Source organism: Mesorhizobium shonense (genome assembly GCF_040545255.1).
Lineage (GTDB): Bacteria > Pseudomonadota > Alphaproteobacteria > Rhizobiales > Rhizobiaceae > Mesorhizobium > Mesorhizobium shonense.
The window spans coordinates 1,030,706-1,052,776 of sequence record NZ_JBEPLM010000001.1; the positions used below are offsets into that span (position 1 = coordinate 1,030,706).

The following is a 22,071-nucleotide window of genomic DNA, read 5'->3' on the forward strand; positions in this document are numbered from 1 at the left end:
TGATCGGATCGGTTGACACGGTCCGCTTCGGGGCCGCAAGCGGACTGACGAGTTTGGGACGGCTAGATGTTTAGTCCCAGCATTTGCTGGAGCGGATTTAGTCTGAAGCGTTCGGGCTGATTGGTCCACGCCTTGCAGACGAACTCGTAGGGTGTGAGCCCTTTGAGGGTCTTCAGCCTGCGGGCGAAGTTGTAAGCCGTAACGAAGTCGGCAAGGTGCTGGCCCAGCTGATCGTGGCTCTCGTAATAGAAGCGCTTGACGGTGGCGTCCTTGATGGTGCGGTTCATCCTCTCGACCTGGCCGTTGGTCCACGGATGCTTGGCCCTGGTGGTACGGTGCTCGATGTCGTTGGTGGCGCAGGTGTATTCGAAGGCATGAGCCCAGAAGCGCTCGCCGTTGGCGATGGCCTCTTTGATCAGCGGCACGGCTGATCCTCCTGCGCCGGGCGTGGTGAACTGGATGCCGTTGTCAGTGAGCACGGTGTGGATCTTGTAGGGAACGGCCGCGATCAACCGAAGCAGGAACTCTCGCGAGACGGCGGTGGTGGCCTTTTCATGCAATTCGACGAAGGCGAACTTCGAGGTGCGGTCGATGGCCACGAACATGTGCAGCTTGCCCTGTTCTGTCCGCACCTCGGCAATGTCGACGTGGAAGTAGCCGATCGGGTAGCTCTTGAACTTCCTCCTCGCCGGCCTGTCACCCTCGACATCGGGCAGGCGGCCAATGCCATGGCGCTGCAGGCAGCGGTGCAATGAAGATCGCGTCAGATGCGGGATCGTCGGCTGCAGCGCATAGAGGCAGTCGTCGAGCGGCAGTAGCGTGTAGCGCCGGAAGGCGACGATGACCGCCTCCTCTTCGACGGAAAGAACCGTCGACCGCGGCTCTTTCGGCCCCGTCGGAAGGTCGGCTGTTGAGGTCCGCTCCCGCCACTTCGCGACAGTCTTCTGGTTGATCCCGTAGCGCTTGGCTAGGGCTCTCAGGCTCTCTTGACTATGTTGTATCGCTCGACGGACCGCCTCTGTCGTCGTGGCGCTCCCATGGAGAACCTGGCCCATAGTGCCTCCTTCGATTCGGAGGACAAGGATGCCCCATCAAAGCCTGGGATCAAACACCTAGGCTAGAAAAGCGGACGGATGCTTCCGGAGTATCCCGATCGTAGGCGCCCCGTCAGCGGCGCCGGAACCGACAGCGGTATCGGAGAGGGCCAGAAGGCTGGTATCAGACCTTGAAGACACCGGCATCCGCTTGTGCGTCGACGTCGGTGATCAGCATATGCCCTGGCGATACTGTGATCGATACCGCGAGCTCGGCACGAGCAAGCGCATCTTGCGCGGTCAGGCTGCTCGCCCAGAACACCGGGACCTCCCCTTCCATGATTTCGACCGCGTCGCCCCAGTCGGGAGCCATCAGATCCGCTATTCCGATGATCGATGGCTCGCCGACATGGATGGGCGAGCCGTGGGCACGCGGGAAGCGCGCTGTAAGGGCGCGAACCTTGTCGACATCGCTCAGTCTTATCGGACGCATGGAGACGACCATCTCGCCGCCAAACGGTCCCGCGTCGCACGTCGTGATCTTGGTTCGAAACTTGGGCAGGGCATTGCCGCGACCTCTGCTGCGCAGCTTGACCCCCTTTTCGATGAGGGCAGCTTCCACGGTAAGCGAACTGCCGAGGGCGAAGGCGGCAAAATCATCCCGCCATAGGTCGATGATATCCGTCTTCTGACGGATCATCTCGCCGAAATAATAGATGTTGTACTGGGGGGCATCGGTGCGGATATCGATATCACCCAGGGCCGGGAGCAATGGGCTGCCGGCACGGCTCACGCCCACCAAAGGACAGGGCTTGGGATTGCGCACGCAAAACTGATGGAAATCGCCGGCAAAGCGGCTGGGGACAATCACGACATTGGCCTGCAGCTTGCCGCGCGCAAGCCCGCCCGTGTGCCCTTCATAGGCACCTGTTCTGACCAGCATGCGCAGCTTATCCGCATCCACCAGCCGCAAATTGTCATAGAACAATGAAGTGGTCTGGCGAGCCATGGCTTCCTGAAGTATGCACGTTTCGCGGACGCGTCGAAAGAGCGTAAGATCATCGGCAGGCTAGTCGCTTGTCAAATCGTCAGAATCTTTCCTCTTCGATAAATTGTGTTTATTGATTAGCCAGCGAACCCCTTATTATTAGCATTTTAGCATAGACATACTGACTCTCACTGACAGTTTATGCAGCTGATCGCTTCTATCTGACGGCCTGCTTCCCACAGGAAACCGAGGTCACGGTTCATGTAGGAAAGCAGGAAAGCCGCGTAGAGGACAAAGACGAGGCTGAAGACCAGCGTCTTGACGACCAGCGAAAGCGCAAAAACATTGAGGTGCGGCGAGGCGCGCGCCAGAAAAGCCAGCACGATGTCGGACAAGAGCATGCTGATGACGAGCGGGAAAACGAGGGTCAGCGCCATCACCAGGATGCGGTTCAGCAGATCGAGGAAGATTCCGGCCGCGCCCTTGCTGAACACCGGCAGAAGTCGGTCGATCGGCCAAAGGCCATAGCTGTCGTAGAGGCCGGTCAGGGAAAGTTGCAGGCCGCCGGCTGCGAGGTAGATCGTGACCATGATGACTGCGAGGAAGGTGCCGGTAGCACCAGTCTCATGGGTCATCATCGGATCGATCAGCGTCCCCAGCGTGGAACCGCGCTGTAAATCCAGGATGTCGCCCGCCGCCTCCGCCGCCCAGAACGGTATGCCCATCGCCAGGCCGAGCGTCACCCCGACGACGACCTCCTTGAGCATATAGAGCACGATCATCGTCGTCGGAAGGTCGGTGCTCGTCAGCTTGTTCACGATCATCGGAAAGACCGGGACCGCCAGCGCCAGCGCCACGCCATTGCGCAGAAGCCCAGACAGCGGCACGCGCGAAAAGAGCGGCATCAGCAGCATGAACCCGGTCAGGCGAGCGAGCGCGAAAGCGCCTGCCAGGAGGTAGAACTGAAGCTCCTTGACCGAGGTGAAGAGTGGTTCGACCGGCATCCGCGTGCCTCAACGCGTGACGACGGGGAATTCGTCCAATGCTGTCGAGGCCTGCTGCGCGATCTGCTGGCCAAGCAGCGGACCGAAGACCATGATGACGAGCAGGATCACGACGAGCTTGATGGTCTGCGGCAGCGACTGGTCCTGGATCTGCGTCAGCGCCTGGGCAAGTCCGACGAGGATGCCGACGGCCAGCGCCGCGATGATCGCCGGGCTGGACGCTAGCAAAACCGTCAGAAGCGCGCCTTGGACCTTCGCCAGGATGAAGTCGTTGCTCATGCAAAACCTCCAGCGGCGTCAGCCGTAGCTCAGGATGAGGCCGTGCATCAGCCGCGACCAGCCGTCTATGGCGACGAAAAGGAACAGTTTCAGCGGGATCGAAATGAGGACCGGCGAAACCATGATCATGCCAAGCGTCATCAGGACGTTCGCAACGACGATATCGATGATCAGGAAAGGCAGATAAAGCAGGAAGCCGATCTCGAAGGCGCGGGTAAGCTCGGATGCGACAAAGGCAGGGACAAGTATCGAGAGATCGTCGTCCTTGAGATTCTGCCGGGCCTGTTCCGGCCACAGGCGGTTCGTTCCGTCGAGAAAGAACTGCCGCTCCTGCGGCTGGGTGAATTTCATGAGGTGGCGCTGCAATGGTTCCCTGGCCAGTTGCGCCGCCCTGGCGAGGTCATCGGTGGTCTGGAACTGGACCTGCCCTTCCTGAAGCCGGGCCGACATTTCGCTCAGCAAAGGCGTGGTGACATAGACCGTCAGCACGAGCGCTATGCCATAGAGTACCAGATTGGGCGGCATCTGCTGAACGCCAAGCGCGTTGCGGATCAGAAACAGCACGACCGAAATCTTCAGGAAGCCCGTCATCGTGACGACCGCCAGCGGCAGCAATCCGACCACGCCGACGGCGATCAGAATCCCAAGCAGGTTGGGCGAATTCTCAAGCATTATCGAACATGCGAACGATCCGCACGCCCATGCTTTCTCCGATCCGCACGATCTCACCACGACCGACACGCCTGCCGTTGGCGAGGATGTCGACAGTCGCCCCGGCTACATCGGCGAGCGGAACGATAGCGCCGGGCGCAAGCTGCCTCACTTCTCCGAGCGGCATTGCGGTGCGGCCGACCTCGAAGGCAAGCGCGATCGGCAGCTCGTCGATCGTTGACTCTTCCAGGGCCTGCACGGCCGGCTGCTGCTCGGTCTGGTTCATGGTCCACTCCCAATTCGATCCAGCGATTGCGGTCGGCGCGGCAAGCAATTGCGGGCCGTCGGCCATCAGGGCCACCGGCGCATAAAGGCGCTCGGCAATGACGAGCGCCGCCATGCGTTCCTCCACCGCATCGCTGAGAAGCACCACATCGTCAGTCTGCAGGCTTTGAAGCTCGCCAAGGGTGAGCGTAAGCGGGCCGCGCCGAAGGCAGACCGGCAGCGGAATTTCGTCCGGGACCGGCGCCCTGGTCTTGCCGAGCTCGTCGAGAAAGCGACCGATCCGCACCGCCAGAGCGGCATTATCCGCGGTCAAGACGCAGCCTATCGTTTCATCCTTACCGGTCAGGACAAAAGCGAACGGAGTTTCGCCGGAAACTGCATCTTCCGGCGCGACGGAGATGATCGCGATCCGCTCATCCAGCTTGCCCTCGATCCACGCGAGATCATCTTCGAACGCGGCCTCTAGCAGAAGCGCAGCATGAGCCGGCGCCAGCCGTTTGATATCGACCGATCCGTCGACCCTGGCGAGGCCCCGCTCGACAACGGAAAGCGGCAGGCGCAATTGTGCGGCCATATCCCCGACGGCGAACCCGATCGAGCATTGCGGCTGGTCCGCAGGGCCGGGCGCCGGCCAGATGGCTGCGATCGCCATGGCCTTCTGCGCAATCGTGATCTGCGCGGCGTTGCGGCGACGGTAGAAGGCGTTCAACGCCCCGACATCCACGGACGCGACAATTTCCAGCGTCAGCCGTTCTCCACCGCTTGCACGTGCGGCGGTCCGTTTCGCCGGTTTTACCCGCGCTTTCCTTTTCGCCGGCGCGACGTCTTGAGGCATCACATTCATATCGATCACGGATCGGGCTATCGTTGCGCGGGCAATCGCGACTGGCCGCGCTCCTCTTCCTCGGACAGCTCGGCCTGGGCCAGGCGACGACTCACGTTGCGTCTGGCCAGTTGCTCCGACAGCCTGTCCAGCTTGGTTACAGCCTTCATGCTCGCGCGGTGATCGTTGCGAGCCACCGACAACTCGGCATGTCGTCGCTGCTCGGCGAGCGCCGCAGTCTTCGCGCTTTCCCGCAACTCATCGGTTTTTCTCGCGGCGCCCTCGAACCGTCGCTGGAGCCGATGGAGGCTGGCAGCCTTTACCGGCTGGCCTACGAGCGCGCCGAAGGCCGCATCTTCGGCGTCGAGCATACGCTCGAGATGATCCGTCACCGCGGCGGCGGCCTCCTGGCCTTGCCTTGCCGCCCGCTGCGCCGCCGCGTGCCTTCTGATCACATCTTGCCTGGCGCGTTCTTCACGGCGGCTTCTGAGGTCGCGCAATCGGGCGATCATGTCGGGCTCCTTCATCCGACGATCTCCCGCATCAATTGGCGAGTCTTCTCGATGCTCTCGTGCATGGCGGACGGCTGACGCAGGAAGGCGTTGATGGCATCGTTCTTCGCCACCGCCTCGTCCGCCACGGCATCGCTGCCCTTTTCATACTCACCGACACGCAAGAGAAGTTCGATGTCGGCATAGCGGGCGAGCAATTCGCGCAGACGGCCGGCGTCGGCCCGATGCGTGGACGGCACGACGGCATCCATCAGACGGCTTCTGCTGCGCAGGACGTCGATGGCAGGGAAATGGTTCCGCTGCGCAAGTTCGTTCGACAGGAAGACATGGCCATCGAGCAGCGCCTGAATTTCCTCAGCGACCGGATCCAGCGTGCCATCGCCTTCCAGGAGGACGCTGTAGAGGCTTGTGATGGACCCGACGCGACCGGGCCCGGAGCGCTCGAGCAGGCGCGGCAGCACCGCGAACAGCGAAGACGGAAAACCGCGCCGCGTCGGCGGCTCGCCCGAGGCCAGGCCGATTTCACGCTGCGCACGGGCAAACCGCGTTATGTTGTCCATCGCAAGCAGCACATGCTTGCCCTGGTCGCGAAAAAATTCGGCAATGCTGGTCGCCACATAAGCGGCCTTGACGCGCTCGATGGCGGGCCGGTCCGACGTCGCGACGACGACGATCGCCCGCTGACGCCCTTCCGGTCCAAGCTGGTGTTCGAGGAATTCGCGCACCTCGCGCCCGCGCTCGCCGACGAGGGCAACCACGGCGACATCGGCGTCGGTGCCGCTGACGATATCGGAAAGCAGGATCGACTTGCCGACACCAGGCTCGCCGAAGATGCCGACGCGCTGCCCGCGCGCGCAGGTGAGCAGCCCATCAAGGGCGCGGATCCCAAGCTGGATCGGCTCGGAAATCAGGCTGCGCTCCAGCGGGGATGGCGGATAGGCATTGACGGGATAGCTGCCGACTATGCCTTCCGCCGAAAGCGGCTTGCCATCCAATGGTTCTCCGAAAGCGCTGATCACGCGGCCCAGAAGGCCGGGACCGACGGGCACCAGTTGGTCCTTTCCGGTCGCAACGACCTCGGTCAGGCTTGAAAGGCCGGTCAGATCGCCTAACGGAACAAGGATCGCCATCTCGTCCATGAGCCCGACGACTTCCGCCTTGGTCGTCCTGCCGGTTTTGGGGTCGACTAGCTCGCATATCTCGCCGATCCGGGCTTCTTCGACGGTTGCGTGGATGACCGTCCCGATCAACCGCCGCACACGCCCTTTCCGAGGGCGGCTGGAATCGTCGCGCAGGCCGGAGCGGAGATTTGGAATGATGGACGCCAGACGGCCTTCGATATCGATTGCTAGACCTGTCATGCCGGCGCCTCGGCCTTTGACGAGATTGCGGTGGCGATGGCATCGAGCTGAGCGTCAATGCTGGCGTCAATGACGGCGACATCGGTCGAGAGTATGCAAGCAGCCGGCGCCAGCGCATCGTCGACATCGATTTCGACCGTCATGCCCAGATCACTCTTGCGCAAGGCCGCGTCCAGCTCTTCGCGAACCCGGTCCACGGATGCGGGATGGATGCGGACCTTCAGATATTTGGCCCGGCGAATATCGGTCACCGCCTGTCCTGCTGCCTTGGCGACAAGCGTGCCGACGTCGAACTCTCCCAGAATCCGCCTGACGACATCGAGGGCGAGACTGGTGACTTCGGCTTCCAACCCGCCAAGATAGCGATCCACCTTGACCGCCGTTTCGCTTATCAGCCGGGCGGCATCGGCATCGCCTTGCGCCTTGCCGTCTTCGTAGCCCTGCGCGTATTCGGCCGCATAGGCTCGCCGGGCGGCGTCGCGCATCTGGTGGGCATCACGCCTCGCCCCATCGAGAAATGCATAGCCATCCTGCCAGGCGCGCGCCTCGGCGGCGCGCAGAATGCGGGCGTAAGGCCGCCTTGGCATATCGTTGGTCGCAGTGTCCGGTTCGACCATCACGTCAACCCCATCGCGCGCCGGACGATCGCCGGACCGCACTCGACGAACGGCTTGGCCGTCCGGTCGACGAATTCATGCGGCATGAGCTTGAGGCGAACGCGCATGCCCGTTTCGCCAGGCATTGCCTGACACCACCCGCCAAGGCAGCTCAGGCCATCGGCATAGACACGATGGCGGATATCTTCCAAGGGCTCCGACGGCCGCACTGGACCGGCCAGGTCACGGTTGGCGACTGCGAAAGTACAGAGATCCACGCCGAGCGCTGCCTGCAGCGCGTCGGCCTCGCGTCCGTCAATGACGGCGGCAAGACTGCCGGCCCAGTAGATTGCTCCCGAGCGAAGCGCGAGGTCCTCCAGTTCCTCGCCCGAAGACAGGGCGATCGCCCGATCCACTTCGTCGGACGGTTCATCGACCGCGCAAGAGAGGCGGTAACGCTCCAGCAGAAGCTTCGACAACCGCTCATGCAGGCGTTGCGACTGCAGCATGCGATGGCACGCGGCTTCGCCGATCGCGCCGTCAAAGCAGTCCGAGAGCCGGGCCGCGTCCGCATAGGATGCGGGGCCGGAGACGAATGCCTGCCACTGCGGGCTGGCGGCTTGCTCCGAGCGGGCGCGGATCATGTCTTCTTCACAGCTATTGCGGAAGCGTCGAGGGCATAGACACCGAGTCGTCGGTACCACTGCAGGTAGGCCAACCGCGCAGCCAGCGCGACTATCGCCGCCGCCATGCCGTAGAACAGCCACATCGCGGCCGCCACGCTGTCCGGATGCAGCCAGAGGCCAAGGAAGGTTGTAAACCCTGCCTCGGATTCCTGCTCCGGGGCTGTCGTGGCGACCGGAATGAGCGTGACGGAGACGTTGTCATAGGTCAGCCCGGCGATACCCTTGGCCACCAGCATCTTGACCTGTGGGATCAACGCATTCATCGGCACGGATGCCCGATGCCGGATGAAGACGGAGGCGGATGACGGCACCAACTGCTGTCTCAGCGGATCGTTTTCGGGCAGAACGAGATGAACGCGCGCGGAAAGCACGCCGTCGATGTCCGAGATCGTCTGCGAAAGCTCCTGGCTTAGGCCATAGATCATCGTCGCCCGCTCTTCCACCGGCGAGGACACAAGCCCGCCCCTCTTGAACACCTCGCCGAGCGACTGGAATTCCTGTTTGGGCAAACCGCTTTCGTCGAGGATAGCCATGGCTTCGGCAAAACGGCCCTTCTGTACCGAAACCGTCATCTTGCCGTCCTTGCTGGCCTCGCGTTGGGCCGGAATCCCATGACGCATCAGCGTGGCCACGATCTCGTTGGCCTGCCGTTGATCGAGGTTGGAATAGAGCTCCACCGAGCAGGCCTGGAGCATAAGCATGCCCACGACAACAAGCGCGACGCGGCACCCGGCGACGCATCGACTGAACAGCGCTGACCGCCGAGGCAGGACCAATTCGGGCACGAACACTCCGCAGCGCCTATTGTTGCTTGATCAGGGTGCTGGTGGACGAAGTCACGGCCTTCACGCTGCTCGTCACGACTTCGAGATTGGCTGCCGCCCACATCACCGAAATGGACCGTTCGAGCAGTTGCTCGGCATTCTTTGCCGGAGCATTTTCGGCTTCTTTGCCTGACGGTGCGGCATCCTGCGTGGCGGCCGTTTCAGCGTGCGCCGGCGTGTTCGCCCTGCCGAGCGCCTTCTGGACCTGCTGCATGGTTCCTTCCAGCGACTGAACGGCGGAGCCGAACAGGGCCGAGGGATCCGCGATCGTTCCCCCTCCGGACTTCTCCACCTCGGCCAGATAGTCGAAGAGTTTGCGCTCGACGATCGGCTCCGTCTTTTCCGATTTGGGAGACTGGCCGGCCATTGCCGGATTGGCTCCGGACGATGCCTGCGCCAGTTGCTGGCCTGCGCGTGTGGCGACATCGCCGCGCTCAGGCGCGTTGGACCGCGCGGCTTCGTGCTCTTCCTGCTTGGCGCCTGCCGCTCGGTTGCCCGGCTGCGCCGCCGCGCCGGCGTTGATCTGCTGCTGCGAGCCTATGCTGGTGGTCAAGTTTGCCAGCGTGGCCTCCAGGGCTCCAATCGGCGCGATCTGCATGAAGCTGCCCTCCTATTCCTTAATCGGTTTTGCGGAGGGGACATTTTGCGCCTCCGCCTGCCTTCCGCGAAAAACGCGGACCGAAGCAACCTTGCCCGCTTCCTGCTTGGCGCCCTGTGCGGCCGGAACTCCGAGCGTCTTCCTGACGAGTTCGATATAGGACGGCGGCCCCGATACCGAGACGACGTCGTCCTGCCTGGAAACCTTCACCGGAAACTTCGGATCGAGGACGCCCAGTCGCGAAAGCCGATCTTCCGCGTCGCCAGCCGTATTGGCGTCAAGCGGGATCATCTCCGTCTGGACCTCCGCTTCTGTCGCGACGTTCATGACGATACCGTCGAAATGCCAGACGAGGCCGTATCGATTGCAAATCTCTTCGAGAAACTCACGGGCCGTTCCAACGGGCATGCCGTCGCTCAGGCGCCCCTTTACAAGCTTGCTGACGCGCATGGGCACCCGCATGTTGCGGCCAAGCTCGACAAGCGCATCCGTCACCGACTGATCGATGGTGATGTATTTGTAGGGACCGGGAGGCCAGCGCGGCTCGGCGGCATTGGCCGGCGAAGCAGCAAGGCCGAACATCAGAATCACCGCGATGCCGCCGGCCACGAAGGCAGCGTTGGCTTTCGACAACTGGTGCACATGGCAGGTACCGCGTGCCGTCAACATTGGGTCCTATCGCAGGGGCGCGGAGCAATAGCCCGCGTCGCCCGTGTCATGGTTTACCCGCCGAGTTCATCCTATCGCGCGCGTTGCCAAATTGGAAGTCCAATTGGATTGCATATGTGTGCTTGGTTCCAAATGTTGCGAACGGTGAGCAAAGCGATATGGTGCGCATGGAATCAGGCAGAAGCGGTTCTTGGTCGCCGGCTCCATGCTCGAATATGAAAGGGATCGGCCTGGGTGGCGGGACAGAAGTACCTTCTCTCGAGCTTAAATGATCCCGCCGGCACTGGGCGCTGGATCCTGACCGGTTCGCGTCTCGTGAGGGGCTTGGGTAATTCGGTTCTGGTCGCGGCCACGTTGACTGCCGCCATGGCGCCGGCGCAGGGTCAATCGAATAGCGGCTATGACCCGCGAAGCTGGAGCTACGATCAAGCCCGAAATGTGCTGGTCTCGCCATCCGCTCCCGACCGGGCTGCTGGCGGAGAATTGCGGCCTGCATGGTCGGCAATCGCTAGGGAGATCGTTGATTTCGGTGAGGCTCAACCGAAGGGATCAATTGTGATCGACACCACGGAGCGACGCCTTTACTACATTCTGGGGGACGGCAAGGCCCTGCGATATGCGGTGGGCGTCGGAAAGGAGGGGCTCGAGTGGTCGGGCCGCGACACGATTTCGAGCAAGAAGGACTGGCCGGATTGGCGGCCGCCGGCCGAAATGCGCTCCAGGGAAGCGTCGAAAGGCCGCTTCCTGCCCGCTCTTGTCGCGGGAGGGCCGAACAACCCGTTGGGCGCGCGTGCGCTTTACATCGGCAACACGCTTTATCGCGTTCATGGCACCAATCAGCCATGGACCGTCGGACAGGCCAACTCCTCCGGTTGCATCAGAATGACCAATGACGACGTAATCGACCTATATGACCGAGTGAAGATCGGCGCCCAGATTATTGTCCGGCATTGAATCGTGATCCCTTTCAACATCAAGCAGCTCGAAACCTTTCTTCTGGTGGCGACTTTCGGAAGCTTCCGAAAGGCTGCGGAACGCCTGAACACAACACAGCCAGCGGTCTCGACCCGAATTGCCAGTTTGGAAGGAGCGCTCGGCGCCAAGTTGTTCGAGCGGCAGAGCAGCACCGTAAGACTGACCGCCGAGGGACAAAGGCTGCTGCCGCCGGCGCAACGGGTCCTGCGCGTGGCCGAACAGCTGCAGTTGACGGCAAACTCTCTTTCGGAGACCGCGGGAGTGCTCAGGCTCGGGGTTGCCGAGACCATCGTGCACACCTGGCTTCCGGATTTCCTCAAGGAATTGCAGGCGAACTATCCGCTTGTCGATACGGATATCGTCGTCGACACGACGACGACCCTTCGCAACGAGCTGATGTCCCACCGGCTCGATCTTGCGGTGCTGATGGGGCCTATTCTGGAATACAGCATCGAGAATATGGAGCTGCCATCCTTTCCGCTCGTATGGGTCTGCTCGCCTGCCTTGAAACTGCCCAACCGAGGCAAGCTGACGCTGAACGACCTGATGCAATTCCCAATCATCAGCTACGCGCGCACGACCAGACCCTACAGCGAACTTTACCGCAAGTTGACCGGCGAACTCGAAGCGACGCCGCGCATCTTTCCAGCCAATTCGCTGGCCGCTTCCATCAAGATGACGCTGAACGGGATCGGCATCGCCTCTCTCCCCAGGGAGGTCGTCCAGGATCATACCGCCAACGGCACGCTGCGCATCGTTGACTGTGAATGGCATCCCTCCGACCTGCGGTTCACCGCCTCGTACTCCTCCGAACCATCCAATCCGATAGCGGAGCGGGCGGCAAAGCTGGCCGGTTGCATCGCACATGCATATGCCGCGAGAATCGGCGAGGCGCAGCCTGCCAACAACTCCCGAGTTGAGCCCATGGCGTCTCAGCCGACCGACGCAATCGGCAGGTAGATGCGGTCGCCGGAGAAAATCATATCCGGGCTCAGAATGTGATCCATGTTGAGCACCACTGTATCCGCCACATCGGCTGAATGCGCCTTGGCGATCAGGCGGATGCTATCGCCATTCCTGACCTCGACCCACGGATAACCGTCCTTCTCCAGTGTCGGGTTCGTGCGGCCCTCCGGATTGCTGCTGCCTTCGGGATGAACCTCGACATAGTCGCCGGAAACCCAGCCGCTATGCTTTTTGCCGTCCGGCCCGAATCCTTCGACGGGTATCCAGGCCTCTCCCGACGGATCGGTCGAGGGCTTCGCGGTCTGTTCGATGAACGTGCCGGGTAGCAGCACCGTCACCACGGCAGAGCTGTCGTCAGGCTGGCTCCGCAAATTCAGGCCGTCATCCGCCGACACGACGAGTTGCGGAAGGTCTTCGGGCGGGGTCTTCGGCTCATCTGGAACATCCGAGTGATCGCCGGGCTGCTGGGACGACGCATCGCCATCCGGTTTTTTCGAGTCGGACGGAGCGGTCGTTTTCGAGTCCCAGGGCTGCGCGAGCAGGGAGTCCAGAGAGAAGAGGAGCATTCCAATGCCGAAGGTGATGCCCAGCGTCCATCGATCCGCTGTAGCCCATCGTTTGTCCGATTTTGCCGCCGCCGCGATATCGGCATCGGTTCGCGGCACCGAATGGCGATTCATCCGGTCCGTCCTTATGGCCGACGCCCAGAACTCCGCGCAGCCAAACGTGAACATGGTGCCGGCGACCGTGGCGATCGGCGCCGGCCAGGAGTGTAGCGTATAGACGGCGCAGCCGAGCACGTAGCCGGGCCCAGCCAGATGTTCGGCAAGGTCGCGGATCACCGGCCTGCCGGTGAACGACTGCAGCATCGACTTCGTGCCATAAACGACGTTGCCGAGCGAGAACGTGCTGTTGACGACAAGGTCCTTGCCCTGGATAGTCCCGGCCGCGGCACCTGGCGCCGCGGCAATGAATGTGGCTCCGCCGAGCGCATTGAGGAACCGCCCGAACGGCTTGTGATTTGCAGTCGCGTTGGGGAAGATCGCCTGCGTGCCGAAAACGAGGCCTCGCACGCCAAATGCCACGGCTCCGGCAGTGGCGGTCCAGGTTGGGGGCAACGAAGTCCATAACATGTAGGAGGTGGTCGACATGCCGCCAAAGGTGGCGAGCGCCTGAGCGTTTTCGCGCATCCTGGCATGGCTCAGTGCCAGATCGACGCTGGCGGCCTGATCCGGCGTCATCGCCTTTTTATGGGTCGCCCGGAAGGTCGTCAGCTGCAGCACGGAGAGAGCGTTCGTCTGATCCCCGCTCATCCATTCGAACTGCTCAAGCGTGAACTTGCGGAACTGGCCGGAGCTCATTTCCTCGAACTGTTTCGGTGTCACCGCTTCGATCTGCGGCTGGGTCAGGGCCTCGATGTGGTGGATCGTGAAGGCGCCCCATTGATCGCGGGTCAGCGCCGGGATCTGCTTCCCGGTCAGCCACGGCACCTGCCTGGGATCGAGTTTCGCCATGTCCACGGAACCGATCATGGGTCCAGGGATCGCCTGAACCTGGCGCTCGGCAAGGTTGTTCAGCAATCCGGCCTCGCCCAGATCCTTGAATTGCGGCGACGTGAACTTCGCGGCCTGGCCGGGCTTGAACCACGGCACCTGGCGCGCATCCAACTTCGACACGTCGACGAGCCCGACTTTGTCTCCTTTTATCGCCTGCAACTGCGGTTTCGTCAGGTGGCGGATCAAACCCGATTTGCCGAGATCATGGAATTGCTGGTCGGTCAGATTACGGATATGGCCTTCGGTCAGCCAAGGAACCTGCCTCTCGGCGAGGCTGGCTATGTTGACATAGCCTATCTTCGCCTTCGGGATACCGCGCAGTTGGCTCTTGGTCACAGAGGGCAGCAAGCCCGCCCGATCCATGTCGCGGAACTGTGGTTCCGACAGCTCGGCCACCTGCTCGCGCTTCAGCCAGGGAATCTGGTTCGGCTGGAAATCGCCCATGACGAGATCCGGCACCTGATCAAGCGGGGTAGCTCTGACGCCGTCCCGGGTGAGCGGCCCATTATTCCCCGGCACGTGACCGTCGGAAGCTCCGCGTATCCAGGGCAGCACCACGGCCTCGCCCGTATCGGGGTCGTACACCAGTATGTGCGTCTTGTCCGCCACCTCCGGGGCATCGCCCGACACGCGCGGGCCGTCTGAGGGCGCAACATAGACCTGCTCCGGGCTCCTCGGCCCGGTGCCCAGCATTGTCGCCGTAATCACATTGCCGCTTTCGTCCTCGAGCTGAATGGTCCGGCTCGAGCCGCTTTTGGTCGCCGCGGGCGGAGGTTGCGGTGTTGCAGCGGCAGGTTTGTCGTGTCCGAAGATGTTTCCGACAATCCGGGCATCGTCGAGCGCCCCTTGCAACTCGGCCGAAGGCGGCGCGTCGAGGAAAACCCAGCGCGGTTGATAGCCTGGGTTCTCATTCCGCAGCGCCACATCCTTGTTGATCTGCTCCTGCAGTTTCGGCGTGAGCGGCACTTCGCGCATCTGCGCGACACCGTTGATCGTCGTCCAGCGATGGTAGGTCTTGACCTCAATCGCCTCGATCACATCCTGGCTCTTGAAGACCGGCGCATCCACGTAACGCCCGCCCTGGCCGGTAACGGAGTAGGGACCGTCCGGGTTGGCCTCGACCGGGAAATGCACTTCTCCAAGCGACCCGTTCAGCTCGCGCGTGTAGATCTCGCCCGCTTTCCACTTTTCGGGCTGCCGCATGTTGCGGATCTGCTGCAGCGAGTAGGTTGTCGGTGGCGCCGCCTCGATGGCTTTCCTGACTGTATCCGGTGGCACCGCATCTCCCTTTGGCGTTCCTTGACCGCCCGGCACATGGTCCTCGGAGGCGCCGCGTATCCACGGCAGGACGTATGCTTCTCCCGTCTCCGGGTCCCGAAACAGAATATGCGACTTGTGGATCAACTCCGGTTCGTCGCCACGCGCTTGCGGCCCGTCGGCCGGCGGCACATAGACGTTCTCCGCGCTCTTTGGCAGCGGTCCATAGCGGGTGGCGGTCACGGACTGCCCATTCTCGTCCCTTATCTGGATCGGCCCGCTTCGGCGGCTGCCCACCTGCGAGGAGAGGAACGTCAGCACGCCGTCGGCAACGTCCTGGCGCATGAAACCGCCGTCGACGATCGAAGCGCCGAAATCGCTCTTGAACTGCTCGATCGCGACGAGCTGATCCGGCCGTGCCGTCTTTTGCAGGTCGACCAGGAACTGGTCCAGCGAGGCTTTGCCGCCCTTGGGTATGGCCGTCGAGGCGCCGTCGCGAGACGTTTCCACCGCACGGGCGAGCCAGGCCGGGATCGTCACCTGCTCGGATTGTCCGCCGGCGCGATCGAAAGTCAGCGTCGCGGTTTCGTTCTTGGCGATCGAGGGCGCGGTCTTGGCTGCCTTCGACTTGTACTGGAATCTCACCTCGGCACTGAACGCCACGGCGCCTGCCGGCAGCGGAGGCGTGGAGAACGAGATCGTGTAGCGCGTCGCCGGAGTCCCGTCGGAACCATAGAGGTTTCGGTAGATGTTGCCGGCGCTCGGCATGTAGCGCGACTGCGGTGAGCCGTCCGGAGTGAAACGCGCCGGAAGCCAGGACTGCACTGTCGATTTCACCTTGTAGGTCGCGGAGGTGGCCACCCGATCCGGATTGAGGCCCAGCGCGCCCGGCAGCCTGTTGCGATCATTGAAGATGACGTCGACCAGCATCGCCTCGGGGTTCACCACGCGAGCCTTCTCGCCGGTCAATAAAACAATGTCCGCCGTGGGCGACTTGCCCGGCACAGCTGAAAGCCGCAGTCCGCTCAGTGTCGGCTCATCGACAAGGGAAACCGTGTTCGACGGATCGATCTGACCGGACTTGACGAGGTCGCGGATCGACCGGACGCCATCGCCCTGCCCGATCGCCGTAACGAGTTTGGATGCCTGCGCCGGGTCCTTGACCGCGAACTGGATCTTCAGACTTGTCGAACCAAGGGCCGACTGGATCTGGTCGAACGCCTGCGTCGACACGACGTCGCCCGGCTGCAGCGTGTCCTTGACGGGCAGTTCAGGACGCCTCTCGAAACCGATGCGCGGCATCTGATCGACCGCCGCGACATGATTGGCCACGATCGGCAGGCGTATGCCGGCCTTGGTCTCGGTCATGACGCGATCGAAAGGCAGCGCGGCTTGCAGCGTGACATGGCCGGAGCTGTTTTCCGCCGGCACGCCAAAGAAATCGTGCTGGCCGGGCGCGAGGGTAACTTCCTTGCCTTCGAGCAAAGGCGTGTAGGTCATCTCGACCACGGTGCCCTCGCCGTCCGGCGTCAACCCGACAATCGCGGCATCCAGCGGTCTGGCGTCATAGCCGGTCCCGTCGCCGAACAAAGCCCTGCTCGCCGCCGCCGATAGATCGCTGGCACGGACCGGCAGGGCCGTCTGATTGGACACAGGCCAGACGCCGGCCTGGAGGCCGGTGATGTTCCTGTACTCGCGCGGCCTGTAGGAGATGACGCCCTGGGTGCCGAGTGCGTCCTTGACCGGCGTCAGGCTGCGTTGGCTGACGCTGTCGACGATCGACCATCCGATCATGCCGAAATCGGTTTTGGTGCCGACGCCGAAGCCAACGGCAGCAACGGTCGGCGACCCGATCCCGAACGCCTGGCCCGTGTTCAGCCGGACCCGGAAGGTGACGCCGACGCGGAAGTCGGGCAATGTCTCGCGAAGCGGCGTGCGCGGTATCTGAACGCCGTCCGGACCATAACGCTCGGCCATCTCGCGGCTGGAATAATAGCCTTTCTCCTGTTCATGGCGGTTGACGAGCTGCTCGACGGTCAGGCCGTCGAGATAGGCCGACGGCGTCTTCGGATCCTTGCCGCTGGTGTAGATGTAGCCGCTCGTGTCGCACTCGGGCATGCCGGCAAAGCTGCGTGTCTCCGGATCCCAGACAAGACGTACCGGCCCGTCCTTTCCTGTCGGCGCGCCCGGCACGACAATGGGATCGCCGTCGGCGAGGTGCGGTGTGCCGGAGGCAGTCGAACCATCGGGATCGCGGTCCGGCGACGCCGTCGAGCCATTGCCGCTGCCGTCATCGGTCTTGATCACCTCTCCTGGGATCACCGGGTGGCTGGGATCGTGGAAGACCTGTTCTCCGGTCGGCCTGTAAACGCCGTCGGCGCCAATTTCGTACACATCCATCGGACGTCCCGAAGGGCCGGGTTCCAGCGCCAGTTGCGACGGTCCTTTACCGCCGGGCGGCTGCTGGAACGGTCCGTCGCCGCCGGGCGGCGGATTGGCATCAGCGCCGGGAGCGTTGGGGTCCTGCGTGCCCGTTCCTGGCCGCATCGTCCGCAGACCATGGATGCCGAGCCCCGTGCCGGTGACGCCGGTGCCGAGACCCGTAAGCGCATTGGCAAGCTGGAGACCGTTCATCTGGTCTCCGTTGGCGGCGAGATCGTAGGCTGATGTTGCCAGTAACGGTGAACCGACAATCACCGAGCCGACATCCATCCCCCACGCTGCCTTGTTCAGTCCGGCGGTCGATTGCATGTATGTGCGGGTTTCGGATGCCAACACCCAGTTCGATCGTGTTGCGCCGATGCTGCCGGCGAAGGCGCGGGGGCTGGCGGCAACGCCTGCCAAGAATGACTCACTCTTCGCCGCCATGCCGATGGTGCGCAGGCCGCTGGAAGCCATGGGCAGCGCCGTGGTTGCTGCACTGGCGATGTTCGTCAGTGACTCGCTATCGTACCACTCGCCGCCATGGTCCAGGTGGTTGACCTCGTTTATGACCGCTCGGGTTCCGAGATAGGCCGCGCCCGTATAGGCCAGCGGTGCCGCGACCGGCGCGGCCGGTGTGAACGACAGGATGGTGGCAATGCCGGTGCCGATGCCAACCAGCGGATCGACGACCTTGTCCCAGACGGAGACGTTTCGCGCTTTCACTACTTCAAGCTCGATCTTGCCGTCGGCTCCCGCTTTCATCTCCAGGCCTTTGGGAACAACGAGCTTGCCGTTCTCGCCGAACTGGCTGTTGTTGTCCTGGAAATCGCCGAGGTCGTCGAACTTTTTGCCGGTCGCGTCGACATAGCGGGTGTTGCCGTCCCCGCCGCGCACCGCAAACAGGATGACCTGCTGCGTTCCGACCTGGTCGTCGACATAGAAGATCGGCACGCTGCGCACATACGGATTGTCACCGCCGATATCGCGGATCTCGTCCGTCACATTCTCTATCGCGTCGCGGCCGTCATCGGTCGAACTGTCCAGGCCGAGCTTCCGGGCCACCATTTCATCGAGATCCGTGCCACGCTGCTCGCGAAATTCGTTGTCGTGGCCTCTGGTGAGCAGTTGCTGGAATTTCGGCTGATAGATGGCGTCGAGCGTCTGCTGCTCGTGCTCGTCCAGATAGGTCTTGTCGACAGTGGTGTTGTCATCGGCCAGCAGAGACGGCTCGCTGAGCCGAAGCTCATGATAGTCGTTGAAGCCCTGCAACTGCCTGCGCAGATCCTCGATCTGACTTATCTGAAGCCTTGTCGCCTCCAGCCTGAGCTTGGCGACCGCCAGTTCGGGATCGACCCAACGGCCATTTTTGTCGTCATCCTGCGTATTCAGGTCGATCCAGATTGCCTTGCCGCCCTGGGTCAGGGCGTCGATCCCATTCCGCTTATAGTTCTGAGCAACGTCCGGCGCCACCTTGATCGTCTGCCCGCCGACGTCGATCTCGACCGGCTGCGCGCCGTTGGGCAGCGTGCCTTCGGGAGCATCGACCGATCCCGGCTTGTGATGCGTCAGCGCATTGTCGAAATTGGTCTGCAACGTCGGCAGCTTGGCGTTCAGATCGGCGAGGCTGTCGCCGAGCTGCCGGTCCAGGACGTCATTCAGGCTCTTTGCCGCCTGCTCCTCGCTGGACCTCACCGACTGCAGACCATTTGCCGTGCAGACTTTTGCATTGGAATCGTAGCCGGCCAGAAGTGCCTGCCAGTCCTTGTTGAGTTGGCGATCGCGATATTCACCCCTGACATTCTTGTCGTTCAGGCTGTAGGTCAGCTGCTGTTCGGTGGTTCCCTCATCGAAATGATTGACGACCCAGAGCTGGCCGTCACGGATCTCGAGCGTCGAGTTCTTGTAGTGCCCGAGGTAATCGCCGCTGATGCGATTGTACTTCTCGTCAAAGTTAAACTTCTGTTCGCCTAGATATTCGCTGGCCAGCTTCTGCTGGAGGTCCGTCTGCCGCGCGCTGACCTGCGCGGCATCGGCATGGGCGTCGAAATAGTTCTGGTAGGACTGAGCCAGTTCGAGCTGACTGCCTGCCGTCGTCTGCAGGGCTTTGAGGTCCTTGTATTCCTTGGAGTCCGCCGGAACGCCGGCGAGCTCGGCCTGCCCCACCAGGAAGTCGATGGTGAGCTTGTCGCCCTTGCTCAGATGCAGGCCGACCTCGGAAAACAACTTGTCGACGGCGGCATGATCGGCGACGCCTTGATCATATTGCGGATGAAGGTCGGGAGTGCCCCGCGCGCGGACTGCCGGCGCATTCGGATCGCCCAGAGGAGTGAGCTTGCCTTGCCCGGCAATGGCATCCTTGAGGGCGCGCCCGGCATTCTCATACTCGCCTCGGGCATCCTGCGCGTTCTGCAGGAGGGTGTTGGCTTTGGTCAGCCGCGCCTGCGCATCGGCAAGAGTGCCCTTGGGTTTCTGCGGCGTCCATTGCAGACCGTTAGGCGCCAACGCCTTGTTTATGATCGTCTGCGCGCCATCCAGCGCATCCTTGTAGGCGGGATCGAGCATATCGACGTTGAGCTGCTCCTGCCGCTGGCCGGCCAAAGCTCGCGTTTCAGTGACGCGCGACAGTGCGACGTCGTGGGTAATGATAGCCTGGGCGACCTGCGGATCGACCCAGGTCCAGACACCGTCGATCTTCATCGGCGTCCACTTTCCGCCGGAGGGCGCGTTGCCCTGCGGCGGATCGCCAAACGGATCGACAACCCTGTTCTGTCCGTCCAACTTGGGCTTCGCGGCAGGGCCTAAGGGGTATTTGTCGATCAGAGCCTGTTTGTCTTGTCCGGCTTTCTCGGCGGCGTCGATGAGACTGGGCAGGGTCTCGCCCGCCAGGAGCCCTTCGACGAAGGTCTTCACGACCTCGCCCTCTTTTGCCTCCTTGGGATCGCTGCTGTTGGGATTGACCGCCAGCAGCGTCCTGGCCAGCGCCTCCTGGGTGGTTCCTGCCTCGATCTTCAGGTCGGTGCCGGTGGTGTTGTTGTGCAGCGTCATGCTGCCATCGGGCTTGGTGGTCAGCGTATAACCGTTGAAGGTGATCTCAACGGTCGTGCGCGTACCGTTCTCGATGGTAATTTTTTCGCCCGTGCGGATTATGTTCGGGTCGCGCGAGGAACCGAAAAGCTCCGGATTCGTGCGCCTGAGGTCATCCAGCGTGACGCCATATTGCCGCGCAATTTGGGTCAGATTGTCATCCGGCTTGACCTCGTACTCGACCGGCTTGCCGCCATTGATCTTCTCGGTGGTGGTCGTCGTCACCCGACCGTCCTTGTCGGTGACCGTCTCGGTTTCAGTTCCGCTGCCGTCGATGGATAGCGACGTTTGCTTGCCGCCCGCCGTGGTCGTGACGGTGCGCACGTCGTGCTGGTAGTCGTGCGAGTAGACGGTCTTGTCGCCGGTGCGCGGATCGACCGTCTCGATCGACTGCCCGTCGCTGCTGCTGGTGCTCGTGACCTGATATCCGGCGGCTTGCAATTCGGCGATCACCTGGTCGTTGGTGAGGCCATTCTCCTTTGCGATCTGGTCGATGCTTTTTCCGTCGGCAAGATCGTGCTTGATGTCCTGCGTGCTGGATCCGCCCGGATCCTGGGAGGGCGCCAATATGGTTTTGTGGCCGTCCGGTCCTGTGACGGTGGTCACGGGAAGAGAGGGGCCGGCGCCTGGCGTCACCGTTTCCACCGACGCACCGTTGGGCAATGACGTCCGCTCGGTGACAGTTCCTGTCCCGAGATCGTCCTCATAGCGCGTCGTTATGGCACCGGTGTCGGAATTGTAGCTGCTGGTTTCCTTGCGTCCGAGCCCATCCCGGGTCGGCGTCGTGGTCGTTGCGCCGTTAGGCTGTTCCTGGACGGTCGCATAGTAGCTGTCATGCTGGTAGTCGTAATATTGCGTGACGGTGCGGCCGATGGCATCCGTGATTTTCGTCGCCTGGACATCGCCGTTGCCACTTGTCGGGTCAGTGGTCGACACGGTCATTCCGCCGGACCTGAGCGCAGTGATAACCTGTTCGCGCGTCATGCCGCGCGCAGCGGCAATCTGGTCGATGCTTTTGCCGCCGGTGACGTCCTTGACGATGTCGCGGGCAGTCGTCGCTGCCGCGGCGCTGTCTTCGGGCTTGCCGCCGTCGAGGTCCACCGGCGTCAGCGCGAGCGTCGAATCGGGCCGTGCGAAGAGGGCTGGCGTGACCGTCGTTCCATTGCCGGACGTGCCATTGCTGGCGTTCACGACATTGACATCCGGCGTCGCCGGAGCCGTTGCCGGCCGCGTCTGAAGGGAGCTTAGTTGTGTGTTTACATGCGCCAATTCCTGGCGGGCTTGTGCCGCCCAATCGCGCTCGCCCATTCTGTTGGCAAGCCTGATTTCTTCCCGCAGCTCCGCTGCCTGCGCCTCCAGCCGCGCGATCTGCGCTGCGTCCGCCTTCGCATTGACTTTCTGCGGCTGAAGCGGCGGCTTGGTGAGCGTTATCGGGCGAACCATCTGGACGACCTCCGGAAATCACTGTTGCCGGCAGCCCGGCCGCCGCCACGCCCGCC

The 22,071-nt window shown here is 62.6% G+C and carries 16 protein-coding genes; 2 read left to right on the top strand and 14 right to left on the bottom strand.

The genetic code is table 11. The features are described from left to right. Nucleotides 1–62: 62 nt before the first annotated feature. The 13 genes from ABID26_RS05115 to ABID26_RS05175 all read right to left on the bottom strand — a co-directional run bounded on the left by ABID26_RS05115 (nucleotide 63) and on the right by ABID26_RS05175 (nucleotide 10,310). Nucleotides 63–1,055 (bottom strand): IS481 family transposase, encoded by a 993-nt coding sequence (locus tag ABID26_RS05115; protein ID WP_292369885.1) that lies wholly within the window; start codon nucleotides 1,053–1,055, stop codon nucleotides 63–65. Between the two features lie 163 nt (nucleotides 1,056–1,218). Next, nucleotides 1,219–2,043, bottom strand: a complete 825-nt coding sequence (locus ABID26_RS05120) for a D-glutamate cyclase family protein (RefSeq protein ID WP_292373735.1) — start codon at nucleotides 2,041–2,043, stop codon at nucleotides 1,219–1,221. Nucleotides 2,044–2,210: 167 nt separating this feature from the next. Beyond that, nucleotides 2,211–3,026: a type III secretion system export apparatus subunit SctT gene (sctT, locus tag ABID26_RS05125; protein WP_292373734.1), complete on the bottom strand. Its 816-nt coding sequence runs from the start codon at nucleotides 3,024–3,026 to the stop codon at nucleotides 2,211–2,213. A gap of 9 nt (nucleotides 3,027–3,035) precedes the next feature. Further along, nucleotides 3,036–3,305, bottom strand: coding sequence for an EscS/YscS/HrcS family type III secretion system export apparatus protein (locus ABID26_RS05130; protein ID WP_126085461.1), 270 nt, complete (start codon nucleotides 3,303–3,305; stop codon nucleotides 3,036–3,038). Nucleotides 3,306–3,323: 18 nt separating this feature from the next. Beyond that, nucleotides 3,324–3,977 carry a type III secretion system export apparatus subunit SctR gene (gene sctR, locus ABID26_RS05135; protein ID WP_126101731.1) on the bottom strand — a complete coding sequence of 218 codons (654 nt, stop codon included), beginning with the start codon at nucleotides 3,975–3,977 and terminating at the stop codon, nucleotides 3,324–3,326. Continuing rightward, nucleotides 3,970–4,950: a type III secretion system cytoplasmic ring protein SctQ gene (gene sctQ / locus ABID26_RS05140; protein WP_292373732.1), complete on the bottom strand. Its 981-nt coding sequence runs from the start codon at nucleotides 4,948–4,950 to the stop codon at nucleotides 3,970–3,972. Before sctQ ends, sctR begins: the two co-directional genes overlap by 8 nt. Nucleotides 4,951–5,102: 152 nt before the next feature. After that, nucleotides 5,103–5,591, bottom strand: a complete 489-nt coding sequence (locus ABID26_RS05145; protein WP_292373730.1) for a hypothetical protein — start codon at nucleotides 5,589–5,591, stop codon at nucleotides 5,103–5,105. Then, entirely contained in the window at nucleotides 5,588–6,937 is a 1,350-nt protein-coding gene (locus ABID26_RS05150) for a FliI/YscN family ATPase (RefSeq protein WP_292373728.1), read from the bottom strand. Before ABID26_RS05150 ends, ABID26_RS05145 begins: the two co-directional genes overlap by 4 nt. Then, complete coding sequence (gene sctL / locus ABID26_RS05155) at nucleotides 6,934–7,554, bottom strand: type III secretion system stator protein SctL (protein ID WP_292369249.1); 621 nt, start codon at nucleotides 7,552–7,554, stop codon at nucleotides 6,934–6,936. Before sctL ends, ABID26_RS05150 begins: the two co-directional genes overlap by 4 nt. Then, entirely contained in the window at nucleotides 7,554–8,177 is a 624-nt protein-coding gene (locus ABID26_RS05160; protein WP_292373726.1) for a SctK family type III secretion system sorting platform protein, read from the bottom strand. Before ABID26_RS05160 ends, sctL begins: the two co-directional genes overlap by 1 nt. Next, on the bottom strand, nucleotides 8,174–9,010 hold the full coding sequence (gene sctJ / locus ABID26_RS05165) for a type III secretion system inner membrane ring lipoprotein SctJ (protein WP_354414161.1): 837 nt from the start codon (nucleotides 9,008–9,010) through the stop codon (nucleotides 8,174–8,176). Before sctJ ends, ABID26_RS05160 begins: the two co-directional genes overlap by 4 nt. 10 nt (nucleotides 9,011–9,020) lie before the next feature. Further along, complete coding sequence (locus tag ABID26_RS05170; protein WP_292373722.1) at nucleotides 9,021–9,641, bottom strand: hypothetical protein; 621 nt, start codon at nucleotides 9,639–9,641, stop codon at nucleotides 9,021–9,023. 12 nt (nucleotides 9,642–9,653) lie between these two features. Further along, nucleotides 9,654–10,310, bottom strand: a complete 657-nt coding sequence (locus ABID26_RS05175; RefSeq protein ID WP_292373720.1) for a type III secretion protein — start codon at nucleotides 10,308–10,310, stop codon at nucleotides 9,654–9,656. Between the two features lie 234 nt (nucleotides 10,311–10,544). Between ABID26_RS05175 and ABID26_RS05180 the strand changes: the two genes are divergently transcribed. Beyond that, nucleotides 10,545–11,264, top strand: a complete 720-nt coding sequence (locus ABID26_RS05180; protein WP_354414164.1) for a L,D-transpeptidase — start codon at nucleotides 10,545–10,547, stop codon at nucleotides 11,262–11,264. Nucleotides 11,265–11,267: 3 nt separating this feature from the next. Beyond that, nucleotides 11,268–12,245 carry a LysR family transcriptional regulator gene (locus tag ABID26_RS05185; protein ID WP_292373718.1) on the top strand — a complete coding sequence of 326 codons (978 nt, stop codon included), beginning with the start codon at nucleotides 11,268–11,270 and terminating at the stop codon, nucleotides 12,243–12,245. On the opposite strand, the gene ABID26_RS05190 is transcribed toward ABID26_RS05185, so the two are convergent. Next, nucleotides 12,218–22,015 carry a LysM peptidoglycan-binding domain-containing protein gene (locus tag ABID26_RS05190; protein ID WP_354414167.1) on the bottom strand — a complete coding sequence of 3,266 codons (9,798 nt, stop codon included), beginning with the start codon at nucleotides 22,013–22,015 and terminating at the stop codon, nucleotides 12,218–12,220. The genes ABID26_RS05185 and ABID26_RS05190 overlap by 28 nt on opposite strands. Nucleotides 22,016–22,071: the final 56 nt, after the last annotated feature.